This window comes from Coprococcus sp. AF16-5, assembly GCF_003479365.1.
GTDB lineage: Bacteria > Bacillota > Clostridia > Lachnospirales > Lachnospiraceae > Coprococcus > Coprococcus aceti.
Map to the genome: position 1 here is coordinate 941,533 of NZ_QUGZ01000001.1, position 12,297 is coordinate 953,829.

At 42.8% G+C, this 12,297-nt stretch carries 12 protein-coding genes; 2 read left to right on the plus strand and 10 right to left on the minus strand.

The window, feature by feature from the left end:
- Positions 1-42: 42 nt before the first annotated feature.
- Positions 43-1,314 (minus strand): M18 family aminopeptidase, encoded by a 1,272-nt coding sequence (locus tag DWW70_RS04155; RefSeq protein WP_118016724.1) that lies wholly within the window; start codon positions 1,312-1,314, stop codon positions 43-45.
- A 274-nt stretch (positions 1,315-1,588) separates the two neighbouring features.
- Between DWW70_RS04155 and DWW70_RS04160 the strand changes: the two genes are divergently transcribed.
- Together DWW70_RS04160 and aroA are read left to right on the plus strand one after the other, a co-directional pair.
- On the plus strand, positions 1,589-2,683 hold the full coding sequence (locus DWW70_RS04160; protein WP_243017652.1) for a prephenate dehydrogenase: 1,095 nt from the start codon (positions 1,589-1,591) through the stop codon (positions 2,681-2,683).
- A 75-nt stretch (positions 2,684-2,758) separates the two neighbouring features.
- Positions 2,759-4,036 carry a 3-phosphoshikimate 1-carboxyvinyltransferase gene (aroA, locus tag DWW70_RS04165; RefSeq protein WP_118649269.1) on the plus strand — a complete coding sequence of 426 codons (1,278 nt, stop codon included), beginning with the start codon at positions 2,759-2,761 and terminating at the stop codon, positions 4,034-4,036.
- 176 nt (positions 4,037-4,212) lie between these two features.
- Here the strand turns inward: aroA and DWW70_RS04170 are convergent, their stop codons facing one another.
- The 9 genes from DWW70_RS04170 to DWW70_RS04210 all read right to left on the minus strand — a co-directional run bounded on the left by DWW70_RS04170 (position 4,213) and on the right by DWW70_RS04210 (position 12,275).
- On the minus strand, positions 4,213-5,109 hold the full coding sequence (locus DWW70_RS04170; RefSeq protein ID WP_118649270.1) for a hypothetical protein: 897 nt from the start codon (positions 5,107-5,109) through the stop codon (positions 4,213-4,215).
- Positions 5,110-5,111: 2 nt separating this feature from the next.
- Positions 5,112-6,533, minus strand: coding sequence for a hypothetical protein (locus DWW70_RS04175; RefSeq protein ID WP_117874647.1), 1,422 nt, complete (start codon positions 6,531-6,533; stop codon positions 5,112-5,114).
- Between the two features lie 40 nt (positions 6,534-6,573).
- Entirely contained in the window at positions 6,574-7,443 is an 870-nt protein-coding gene (locus DWW70_RS04180; protein ID WP_158576509.1) for a GHKL domain-containing protein, read from the minus strand.
- 425 nt (positions 7,444-7,868) lie between these two features.
- Entirely contained in the window at positions 7,869-8,594 is a 726-nt protein-coding gene (locus DWW70_RS04185; protein WP_118649272.1) for a LytR/AlgR family response regulator transcription factor, read from the minus strand.
- A 478-nt stretch (positions 8,595-9,072) separates the two neighbouring features.
- Positions 9,073-9,564 carry an LURP-one-related/scramblase family protein gene (locus DWW70_RS04190; protein ID WP_278315667.1) on the minus strand — a complete coding sequence of 164 codons (492 nt, stop codon included), beginning with the start codon at positions 9,562-9,564 and terminating at the stop codon, positions 9,073-9,075.
- Between the two features lie 59 nt (positions 9,565-9,623).
- A complete protein-coding gene (locus tag DWW70_RS04195) occupies positions 9,624-10,088 on the minus strand; it encodes a DUF2752 domain-containing protein (RefSeq protein ID WP_022215824.1) in 465 nt (154 codons plus the stop codon).
- Positions 10,028-10,573 carry an alpha/beta hydrolase gene (locus DWW70_RS04200; protein WP_055279827.1) on the minus strand — a complete coding sequence of 182 codons (546 nt, stop codon included), beginning with the start codon at positions 10,571-10,573 and terminating at the stop codon, positions 10,028-10,030. Before DWW70_RS04200 ends, DWW70_RS04195 begins: the two co-directional genes overlap by 61 nt.
- Before the next feature lie 18 nt (positions 10,574-10,591).
- Positions 10,592-11,656: a tRNA preQ1(34) S-adenosylmethionine ribosyltransferase-isomerase QueA gene (gene queA / locus DWW70_RS04205; protein WP_044997699.1), complete on the minus strand. Its 1,065-nt coding sequence runs from the start codon at positions 11,654-11,656 to the stop codon at positions 10,592-10,594.
- 226 nt (positions 11,657-11,882) lie between these two features.
- Entirely contained in the window at positions 11,883-12,275 is a 393-nt protein-coding gene (locus DWW70_RS04210; RefSeq protein ID WP_055272543.1) for a hypothetical protein, read from the minus strand.
- Positions 12,276-12,297: the final 22 nt, after the last annotated feature.

Sequence of the window (12,297 nt, forward strand, 5' to 3'; positions counted from 1 at the left end):
TAACTGCACAAGTAAATTGCTCAAATACCTGATTTCAACATACTACATTCCAAATACGGCCCCGCACAGCTTCTCAAGCTGGGCATAATCCTCCGCACTTCCCAGCTCCACCGCTGAATGCATAGCCAGTATAGGTATTCCCATGTCCACAGCCCTGACCGGCAGATAAGATGAAGCTATAGGACCAAGAGTCTGTCCTCCTGCCATCCCCGATCTGTTCACCTGTCGCTGTATCTTTATATCATGTTTTCTCGACAGAGCCATGATAACCGCAGATGCCTCACTGTCAGACACATATCTCTGGCTCGCACTTGATTTGAGTGCCACTCCGCGCCCCATTACAATCTGATTTGTCGGATCACTTTTCTCTGAATAATTGGGATGGGTTGCGTGCGCCACATCAAGTGACAGCATAAATGCATCTCTCATAAGGCGTCTTCCTGCTCCATCCTCAATATCCAAGCCTTCCATGATTCGCTTTATTATCTCTGACAGAAGCACTGAATCTGCTCCCTGCTTCGATCTGCTGCCTATCTCCTCATTGTCAAACAATGCTATAACATTTGTATTATTGCCATTTGTCTCTCTGCACATGGTGTCAACAAGCGCTGACACGGAAGTTACATTGTCAAGTCTCGGAGAAGCTATCATATCCTTATCTGCCCCAACTATCTCCATTCCATCCATGTTATACAGATATAGATCATAATCAAGAATATCGTCCTTCAAAAGCCCAAGGTCATCTGCCACATACTGTAATATATCTTTGTCTTTCACCTTCTGACCATCCAGACCATATACAGGTATGAGCTCCTTCTGCACATTCATTTTCTCCCCGGGTGCATCCTTTCTCAGATGCGGTGCAAGGCTTGGCACTATGCACATGGCACGCTCTGAATCATACAGATACGTCTTCGGCCTGAACGGATCCGTGGTCTGCGCCATGACCTTGCCCGCGATTCCAAGCGGTCTGTCAAACCATGTCTCCTTGATAAGTCCGCCGTACGGCTCTACATTCAGTGTCTGGTAGCCGCTTCTGTTCATATCCGGCTGAGTCTTGATCTTGAGCATAGGAAAATCTGTATGTGCAAGGCCGATATTCAGCCTGCCATACTCAGGCATCTCCCCTGCGGCAAACGCCACCATCATAGATGAGTATGGCTTCACATAATATCTTCCTCCGGCCGTGAGCTCCCAGCACTCCCCAATATCAAGTTCTCTGTAACCATGATCCTGCAGCACAGCTTCACATTCCCTCACAACATGAAACTGTGTGACACCGGCGTCAAGTAGTCTGCAAAGTGTATCTATCATAATAAATTATCCTCCTTATAATGGTCGGTCGACAAACGCACACATCAGTATACTTTCTTATGTGCATCGTCCGCGTTCTCCACAAAGATTTTAGTACAAATCTTCAGCTTATACAATTCCCTTACTTCTTATTTTAGCTTAATATCCACATCTGATATTCAAGTTTTTTTATCGCAATGTGAATCTTCTCTTGCCCTGTCATTCAAAAGGCTGTATAATCGCCAATAGATACTTTAACGCTTTTATGCGTCAAACTGTTAAAGGAGAACGTAAAATGAATGATTTTTCAATAGGATTTATCGGTCTGGGACTTATCGGAGGATCTATTGCCAAATCCATCCACCGCATTTTCCCTGATTACAGAATAGTCGGCTTTGACAATAATCTATCTACACTCAAGGAAGCTGTCTCCGATGGGACGCTGACTGAATATACAGATGATATCCATACCATAGCAGAATGTAACTATATCTTTCTGTGCGCACCGGTTCACTATAATATAGAATACCTGCGCCAGCTAGGGCCATTCCTTACAGACAGCACTATACTGACTGATGTCGGAAGTGTGAAGCTCGACATATATGAAGCGGTTCAGGAGCTCGGGCTTGCCAGATATTTTGTCGGCGGGCATCCTATGGTCGGCTCTGAGAGATCCGGCTACGAGGCGGCAACCGACAGGCTCATAGAGAATGCCTACTACTTCATCACGCCAGCAGATGGAGTTCTTCCGGGCAAGACTGAGGAGTTCTCCACATTTATCGGAGATCTGGGCGCAATACCGATCACATACTCACCTGTTGAGCACGACCGTATAACCTCTTACATAAGTCATGTGCCCCACGTCATAGCCGCCTCACTGGTCAACCTTGTCGCAGCGGCAGACAGCCCGGACAATATTTTCAAATCACTGGCAGCCGGTGGTTTCAAAGATATAACCAGGATCGCATCCTCCAATCCCGTGGTATGGGAGCACATTCTTCTGGCAAATCCTGACAATATCGTAAACGGTCTTCAGGAATATGTTGAGCTTATAGACAAAATGATTTATCATATTAAGCAGCGCGATGCGGCTGGGATAAATGCTTTTTTTGCATCCGCCAGAGATTACAGAGATTCCATTCCTAACAACAGCAGCGGTGTCATAAGAATGCACCATGAACTGTTTGTAGATATCCCTGACGAGGCTGGTGCGCTGGCAGAGGTGACAGCTTTTATCGCAGAGGCAAAGATAAGCCTCAAGAACATCGGAGTCTCCCACAACCGGGAGGATGAGGAAGGGGTTCTCAGGCTTTCATTCTATGACGAAGCTGCCAGAAAAGCTGCGCAGGATGTGCTTAAAGGTGCGGGATACAGTATATATAATCGTTAGACATAACCGGCTTTATCGGCAGATAAAGGTCACGAACTTAACTACATTTATTACATTAAAGGAATACCATAAATTATGAAAATCAACAGAGTAAGATCACTTAACGGAGAGATAACAATACCGGGGGACAAATCCATCTCCCACCGTTCCATCATGTTCGGCTCAATCGCAGATGGAATAACCGAGGTACACGGATTTTTAAATGGAGCAGACTGTATATCATCCATGAACTGTTTCAGGCAGATGGGTATAGACATTGATTACGACGGCAGTGTCGTTACTGTACACGGCAAAGGACTGCATGGACTGTCAAAGCCTGAAGGCACACTCGATGTCGGCAACAGCGGAACAACCACCAGACTTATATCGGGTATACTTGCCGCTCAGCCATTTGCAAGCAGACTCATAGGTGATGCTTCTATATGTAAGCGTCCTATGAAGAGAATCATGACGCCTCTCTCCATGATGGGTGCCGACATCACATCCGAACTCGGAAATGACTGTGCACCGCTCCTTATAAACGGAAAGGAACTCCATGGAATACACTACAACTCACCTGTCGCGTCAGCACAGGTAAAGTCATGTGTACTCCTTGCCGGACTCTATGCAGACGGCGAGACAAGTGTCACCGAGCCATATGTGTCAAGAAACCACACTGAACTCATGCTTGAGTCATTTGGCGGCAATATAAAAACAGAGGGAACTACGGCTACCGTAAAGCCTGTGGATAAGCTTGTTGGACAGAAGATACTTGTACCTGGAGATATATCATCAGCTGCTTACTTCCTTGTTGCAGGACTTATCACTCCGAACTCATGCATCACCATCAAGAATGTTGGAATCAACCCGACCAGAGACGGAATACTTGAAGTAATCAAGGCAATGGGCGGCGATATGGAATACTCCAATGTAGTGAGCGGATGCGGTGAGCCAACCGCTGACATAACAGTCAGGACATCAAGTCTCAAGGGCTGTGTCATTGAGGGTTCCATCATACCAAAGCTCATAGATGAGATCCCTGCCATAGCAGTTCTCGCATGCTTTGCAGACGGTGAGACCATCATCAGGGATGCCCAGGAGCTCAAGGTCAAGGAATCAAACAGAATAGATGTCATGGTAAACGCTCTCTCATCCATGGGCGCAGACATAACTGCAACCGATGACGGAATGATAATACGCGGCGGAAAGCCTCTTCACGGTGCAGTGATCGACAGTCACTTGGATCACAGAATCGCCATGAGCTTTGCCATCGCAGGACTTAACGCTGATGGCGATACAGAGATCACCGGAGCCGAGTGCGTGAACATCTCATATCCGGGATTTTATGATGATCTGGGTGGGCTGGAACGTTAAAGATATAAAGATTATTTTTAGCACAAATAAAGGCGACACTACAGTCTGTGATGCTTTGCATCCTACCAGACAGCTGTGTTGCCTTTATTTGTGTTACTTTTTATCCTAATAATTTAATGATATCCTGCTCTGTCCAATATTCATTTTACCACAGTTCATGGACTATTCACAACAGCTTACTCCGTTGCCCTCTCAAACTCATCCGTTCCAGTATCTTCCCAGTTTGTCTTTCCACTACTTATCACTTCTCCACTGGAAAATACATATGCATAGATATCTTCTATTTCGGCGCTACCATAATCATATGTTCCATCACCGCCTTTTTCAGTACGATACCTTACATACAGACCGCACTTCTCATTTTCTGACTTGCCATCATATACAATGTATTCCACTGTAGTGTCACTTTCAGACAATATACATCTTGATGATGACTCCGAGGCGCCGTAATATACTTCGAATTTTCCAGCTGTGGCATCTGAATATTTCTCAAAGATCGCCTGATACCCGACTGTAATTTCCTTATTTTCTGGCTGATCATTTACATCAGGATCAACAGAGGAATCAGTGGAGCTCTCTGCATTCTCCCTGCTGTCACCCGAAGCTTTTTCCGTTATCGCAGAGTCTTGTTCGCTGTCTTTTTCTATATCCGTATCTTCTCTTCTATATCTGGTCGTGAGACGTCTACTGCTGGTCTGCCCATTAAAACGCATGGTCACAAGCTCGTCACGCTGTTCAGAGCCAGACACTACCACCTCCACACGATCAATATACCATGTCGTCTTTAGATCGCTTTCATCAAATCTTGCACCATCATTTGCCACTTCAAATGACCTATATGCAACCGTCTTCTCCTTGCCATTCAGCACCAGTCTTCCATGGGCAGCTCCAAATGGAAAATCCGGGTCACCAACAGAATAGATCACAAGCTTATAATCACCATCTGGAGACGTTGACACACTTATCTGCTCAGCTTCGTAACGCGTCTTATATCTAACATAACCTAATGGTAGCAACACCACCATTACCAATATGCAGGCTATGATAACAACATACTTTGGTATCTTATTCATGACTATTTCCTGCCTGTCTCCTCATACATTCCTATCTTCTTCATGTTATCCACTATATCTATGTAGTTTCCATCTATCGCATTTATATATACCCTCTGTATCGGCATGTCACATCGGTAATCCTCATTATATTCATTCTGAGAAAATATCCATGTCGGAACAAAATACTTATTTCCCGACTCATCAGCACATGGTACATAGGCAAGTTCCACATCATTAAATTCCACCGTTCCATAATTTGTCGGGTGATCCTTATAATATTTGGCTATACTCTCGCCCGCAGCTTTAATCATCTCATCCCAGCTTAAAAGCTTGACCTCCTCTTTATCAAACGTATCCTCGTCGGCATATACATACACTGTAGATGAGACAACCCCAAACTTATCAACACTTATTACCGCCTTGTCAACTCCACCTTTATAGGTAAGGTTATCGGTATCAATACTATCCACGGTGTCGATATCTGTTGAGTATACCACATCTATCCCATCTATCTTCCGTCCGAACTGGAATCTGTATCCATCAGGCTTTTTTATGACATCTTCACCATAAGTACCGCCTGTCCAGGCTCTCACCGCCTCTTCTGTCCCTGTGCAGGCAAATCCGCTTATCCCCAGATTGTCTAGTAACTTCATTGCAGAACTGAGTCCTTCATCTTCTGTGATTGGGTTCTTCTCATCCCCATCATATATGTCTTCACCGACAACATTGATCTCATACGTACTTTCAGTTCCTGGAACCTCTGATACAAGAGCCTTATCCTCACCCTCAGGTGTCATACCATATGTAAAATAGTAATTGTTATATCCACCTCCATCTTCATTATCCGATGCCGCCATAAATATTCTCTGTACCCCACCGGATTCCGCAACATAATGCTCATTAATCTTATATTCTGTAGCTATTGGTAACTCATCATCAATGCTATTTCTCTCGTCTACCCATCTTTTCATACCTTCCTCTAAAAGCTCTGCATAACCAGGATCATCACTCGCCAAAGCCTTTTCTATGTCCGCCTTATATGAAGCTATCGTGTTATCCAGGATTTCCTTTGACTCAGCAGCATCGCCATCCTGCCACCTTATTTCTGATGTCTCGTCAAAAAGTCTGGATATTATAGTTTTAAGTTCATCATCTGAACATGGTGCATTTACCATGTCAAACCCGACTTTATATACTCTATCAGCATCTGGAACCTCTATATCATCATCCTTCAATGTTATCGATGAGAGTTTTGATTCTCCTATGTCAAAAGTAACATCGCAGTTATCGGGTATATCCAGCTGTCCCTCAAGACCTCCTGCATTACCTGTATCATCACTTCCCCCATTCATTCCATAATCAACTTTTTTATTTCCACACGCAGCAAGACTTAATGCCATAACAGAAATAAGTGCTGCACATATTATTTTTTTCTTGTCCATCGTACACCTCCGTTTTATTTTACAGAAATACCTAACATCTTTACCGGGTAACATTTGACAGATATATGACCGTATGGAATCTTTGATCATCCTCTGAATAATATGTATCAACACTTCCACCATACTTTTCCGCTACCCTTTTCATACTCTTTATTCCAAATCCATGGAATTTTTGATCCGGCTTACCGGACTTTCGTGAATCATATCTGTGCGTACAATCATTTGTCATTGCTATGATCGTTCCACCATCGTTCCCCTGTGAATTCATTCTAAGTTCCACACTGGCACTGCCTATTTCACTCATTGCCTCACTGGCATTGTCCAGCATATTACACAGAAGGACAGTTAAGTCATCTACCTGCATGTAATCCATACGTGCCCTTCTCACATCAAAATCATAATGAATCCCCGCATCAATGAACCTGCTGGCATATCTATTAAGAATAACATTTACCATATGATCATCCGAAAACCTTATAGTCTCTTTCAACTCGTTGTATTCATATATCCTTTCAATATATTCGACTGCCTTATCGTAATCATGATGTTCGAGCAGATCATGTATCCCGCTGATATGCTTTTTTATGTCATGTATCATTATTTTCTGCTCTTCGTCCTGACTGATAATTTTTTTATAATACTCAATGTCATATTTTTCTCTCTGGATCTGCAATGTTTTATCCAGATTCTCCTTGTAGACTCTCTGCAAATATCCGTAGATCACAAATGAAATAATAATTATCACCAGACAGATTATTGAACAATACAACATTATGGATTCCTGCATTTTGCTGATGTCAGAAAAGTAACACATGTAATTGAGCAGACACACAACAACTATCACACACACTGGTATGACAAGAATTACCCAGCCCTGTGCTCCCATATGTACATCAACCCTGTGTCTCATCCCGTATCGGCTGATTGCAAACATCACAAGGAAATACACAAACTTGCTTAATATTGCTAGAAATAATACAGTCAAAACACCACCAGATGGATCCCAGGATTTTTGACTAATTCCAGAAAATACCGCCACAACCACCATCTCTGACAATGTCATAATTACTGACATTGCCACACTGTGAAAAACTGAGCTTAAAGTTTTTTGTCCATATACGAATTTTATTATTATCCAGTTGAATACTGGAAATGAAATAAAATTAAATATCAATATATTTAGTTCAAACAAACCAAATAAAACAACATAACACGCCAACACCAAAACAAATCTCTTTATCACCGTATATCTTGGTTTTACAAACATCCACTCGAAGTATTGAAATGCTATCAACGCTTCTATCAGAAAAACGATTCCATAAATCATAGCCATTGTCATGTCCTTGCCCCCTCCAAATACATCATAAATGCATGCTTAAAATTTTGATAATTGTGTTTCGTTAGATAGGCTGTTACCCCAGTATCCAGATACACCAATGAATGATCAAACCTTACTACATGTTCCATATTCACAATAAAACTTCTGTGTGTTCTAAAAAACCCCCTTGTATTCAATGTCTTCTCCCAGTAATCCATCTTTCTCACAGAGATGTATTTTCCCTCACTGGTGTTCACAAATAGCGTATGTCCCTGTGCCTCCAGGTAAATAATCTCCGGAGCTCTGAGGATTATATTTTCATTCTTTGTCTCAATCAATATCTTAGTATTTGATGTTGTGTATATCTTAAGTCCATCCTGTATATTTCGGTATATACGAGATTTGTCAAGCGGCTTTGAAATATACCTGAACACCCTCAAGCTCATAGCAGCATCAAGATAGCTGTCGTATGCCGTTATTATATATATCAGACACTCCTCATTCTGCGCCAATAGCCGTCTGCCTATATTTATCCCATTCATTCCCGGAATTACTATATCCAAGAATACAAAATCATATTTCACTTCGCTTTTTATCAGATTCTCGCCATTGTCAAACTCATATATATTAGGTTCTTCCAAATGATTGGAAACAAAATATTCCTTTATCCATTCACTCAGCTGTTCAGTTACAAATATATCATCATCGCATACCGCTATATTAAGCTTACTTCTTTGGTCCATATGCTCACCCCATTATTATTATACACTTTGTTATATTACCTCTTCAATGCTGAATGCACGAAACGACATTATAGTGCCGATTTTGGACAAAAAAAGGCTTTCCGGTTACGAATAAACCGAAAAGCCTTTTTGCAAACATATTCAATTACAGATTCCAAGGATGATCCAGAGCACTGCTATCATACATCCGACTAAACATCAAGAGGATACTTTCTAAACGCTTTCTAAACGCTTTCTAAACAATCTTATTAATCAAAATGTGACATACTCTTCTGCATCTCCACAATCAAAAGAATACTGTGAAATATCTCCTAATTCTACTGAGGTAACTGGAAATATCGTCACATTATCCAATGTACTTTCAAATTCTTCTGTTGTCAAATAACTCATTTATTTTCAATCCGCTTTCTTGCCTCAAGCATCTTTTTCTTCTTATCAATGGATTCTGATGAAGGAGTTCTTAATACCTGTTTAAAAATTAATTATTATTCTGCGAACAATTGGCCGCATCAATGGCAATCACAAGCATAAGTGCCATGATCTCATCACCCGGATCTGAGATATCAAGTGTGTATGTATCTCCCCAGCTGAGAAGCTGCTTTGCTATATTTGCCACCAGCCTGCTTCCAGCTGTGACACTATAATTCCACGAAAGGAAATCTCCATCACACTGCCATCCACCATACTCAATACTGTACGATGGCTTGAAGAATGTAAATTCCTTCCTGATACTTCCACACGGTCTGCCACCCACACTGATGTCAAATGTAGGCAGGAATGTGAATAATCTCTGACTGATAAGACCTATCTCATTTCCCGCAATGTCATATACGTGAACCTGATGCGTCAGCCGGAACGCCTCCGACTTCACAAAATATTTTTTGTTTCCCCATTCATCATATATATCGTAGGTATCTGTCCAGGCAAATACCCGTTGTTTTATCATAAGTCTCATGAAACCACTCCTTATATCATATGTCGACGTGCATAAGCGCTATGACATGCGCACGCCTACTCAACTTGCGCTCATTATATGACATACCCCGGCACCACCAGCTTCACCACGTAAGACACCACAAATATCCCAAGCCACACATACACATACCACAGCCGGAATCTCACAAGCGGTGCCCTGCCATTCGTGGCAAGCCTGATCGTATTGCCTACCAGATAAATGATACAGATGCACGCCAGATACACAGTCGCCACATGGTAATACAAAGCCGTCAGCAGATGTCCGTGGAGCATGGCGAGTACAGCCCTTGTCGTACCGCATGCAGGACATATCACTCCTGTAAACCGGCGTATCTGGCACCCCTCAAGCCATGAGGTATCCGGCAGGACACGAAGGAGCAGTATATATACCGCCGTGCCAATAAGCAGTGTTATGAGCACTGCTATCTCCGCAATATATAACTGCCCCTCTGTATGTCCTAGAAGTTCAAATAATCTATATATTTTTCCGCTATGTCTTCCTGCGTTCTTATGTTCCATAGAATATCCTTTGTCTCTATTGAATGATTTCCGCCCTCGTATTTATACAGAGGGATGTTCTTAGCCTCACAAAGTCTTGTCAGCTCACCCGTATTCACTAGTGGATCCGCCGTTCCGTGAAAAGCTATGCCATTTGAATTGGCATATTGCATGGTAATCTCAAGTGGTGTGAAATATATATTTCTTACTTTAAGTCCTTTCTCCGCCACATATCTTGCAGATATAGCCGTACCTATACTCTTTGATAGAAATACTATATCCTCAGCATCCGAGAAATCCACATTCTTCAGACAATCTACCGCTTTATTCCAGCCATCATCAAATACCTTCTGTATCTCCTCCGGGAGATGTCCCGAAAGCTTGCCGTATGTCACATCAACAATATCATATCCATGTGCTATCATATATTTTTTACTGTAGTAAAGTAACGGTTTATCAGTGTGATATCCGATTCCCGGGAATACCACGCATATCTTCTTTCCCATTGATAGTCTCCTCTTATGCTACTTTATCAGCATAGCATCGCCAAATGAGAAGAATCTGTACTTCTCCTCAACCGCCACCTTGTACGCCTCAAGTATATGCTCTCTGTCGTAGAGCGCAGAAACAAGCATAAGAAGCGTTGACTCAGGCAGATGGAAATTCGTGATGAGCGCGTCAATAACCTTGAACTTGTATCCCGGATAGATGAAAATATCCGTCCATTTGCTGCCTGCATGAACTGTTCCATCGTCGTCCGACATGGACTCAAGAGTTCTGGTACTTGTCGTTCCTACGGACACAACTCTTCCGCCTGCAGCCTTTGTCTCGTTGATCATATCAGCAGCATCCTGCTCTATGATACAGAACTCTGAATGCATGTGATGATCCAGAATATTCTCCTCCTTAACAGGTCTGAAGGTTCCGAGTCCGACATGGAGTGTCACATGCGCTATCTTGATTCCCTTTGCCTTGATCTGATCAAGCAGCTCTGTTGTAAAGTGAAGTCCTGCTGTCGGCGCTGCTGCTGATCCGTCGTGCTCTGCGTACACAGTCTGATATCTGTTCTTGTCCTCAAGCTTATGTGTGATATATGGTGGGAGCGGCATCTGTCCCAGTTCGTCAAGGATCTCCTCGAATATTCCATCGAACTCAAATCTGATGAGTCTGTTGCCCTCCTCGACTATACCAACAACCTCTCCCACAAGTTTGCCCTTTATAAGTCCTGTCTCAGGGTCAGGTTCATTTGACTCCGAGCCAAATACTATACGAGCACCTACCTTGCACTTTTTGCCCGGCTTTACCAGCGTCTCCCAGGTGCGGTCATCCTTGCGCTTTAACAGTAGTACCTCTATTGATGCTCCCGTATCCTCCTTGACGCCCATGAGTCTCGCCGGAAGGACCCTTGTATCGTTGATGACCAGACAGTCGCCCGGATTCAGGTAGTCTATCACATCATAAAAGTGCTTGTGCTCTATCGTATTGTCTTTCCTGTCCAGAACCATGAGACGGGACTCACTTCTCTTAAGAAGTGGATCCTGCGCTATAAGCTCCTGTGGCAGATCATAGTAAAAATCTGTTAATTTCATCATATCGTAATTCCTCGCATCTTCTAATCTATCATGTTCTGAGAAACACAAAACGTGTTTTCAAATTTATACAGCCGCTTTGCTTCTTGTGTGATCATATTCTCTGATACCTTGTCCGCACAAAAATAACTGTCTGGCATCAGATACAATATATCCGTTGCCAAACAGTTACATATTATACTACTATCACAAATATTTCAAGGACAGCAAACAACGCTTTCCATCTCTATTTTTTTCTGTAAAATAAAATTACCAGCCCCACTCCATTCAATACAATGCCTACAACCAACGCTCCAATTCCAATCCCTCTCCACATACATGCGTTCATCAGATATATTCCACCTATCATAAACATCACACCTATCATGATAGGTATAAATCCTGCCACCCTGAGCTTCGGCGTGTTCTCATCAGGCTTTCTCGTTGCAAGAAAACACGCAAGGGCAATCCCCATGAATACCCACGGAAGCGCCGCCGCAAGAAAATCCAACACCGCATTTCCCGTCATGATACTTGCAAATATGACAACGACAGCCACTATGATAGCCACTATGCCCACAGCGATAAGCCTACTGTTGGACCTTACGATATTTGTGTCCTTCTCTATCTTTTTCATCATATCCTGATCTCCTTTCAACAGT

Excerpts from the sequence above, each read along its gene's own strand:
- DWW70_RS04155 (WP_118016724.1), bottom strand. The coding sequence starts at position 1,314 with ATGATAGATACACTTTGCAGACTACTTGACGCCGGTGTCACACAGTTT.
- DWW70_RS04160 (WP_243017652.1), top strand. The coding sequence starts at position 1,589 with ATGAATGATTTTTCAATAGGATTTATCGGTCTGGGACTTATCGGAGGA.
- aroA (WP_118649269.1), top strand. The coding sequence starts at position 2,759 with ATGAAAATCAACAGAGTAAGATCACTTAACGGAGAGATAACAATACCG.
- DWW70_RS04170 (WP_118649270.1), bottom strand. The coding sequence starts at position 5,109 with ATGAATAAGATACCAAAGTATGTTGTTATCATAGCCTGCATATTGGTA.
- DWW70_RS04175 (WP_117874647.1), bottom strand. The coding sequence starts at position 6,533 with ATGGACAAGAAAAAAATAATATGTGCAGCACTTATTTCTGTTATGGCA.
- DWW70_RS04180 (WP_158576509.1), bottom strand. The coding sequence starts at position 7,443 with ATGAGACACAGGGTTGATGTACATATGGGAGCACAGGGCTGGGTAATT.
- DWW70_RS04185 (WP_118649272.1), bottom strand. The coding sequence starts at position 8,594 with ATGGACCAAAGAAGTAAGCTTAATATAGCGGTATGCGATGATGATATA.
- DWW70_RS04195 (WP_022215824.1), bottom strand. The coding sequence starts at position 10,088 with ATGGAACATAAGAACGCAGGAAGACATAGCGGAAAAATATATAGATTA.
- DWW70_RS04200 (WP_055279827.1), bottom strand. The coding sequence starts at position 10,573 with ATGGGAAAGAAGATATGCGTGGTATTCCCGGGAATCGGATATCACACT.
- queA (WP_044997699.1), bottom strand. The coding sequence starts at position 11,656 with ATGAAATTAACAGATTTTTACTATGATCTGCCACAGGAGCTTATAGCG.
- DWW70_RS04210 (WP_055272543.1), bottom strand. The coding sequence starts at position 12,275 with ATGATGAAAAAGATAGAGAAGGACACAAATATCGTAAGGTCCAACAGT.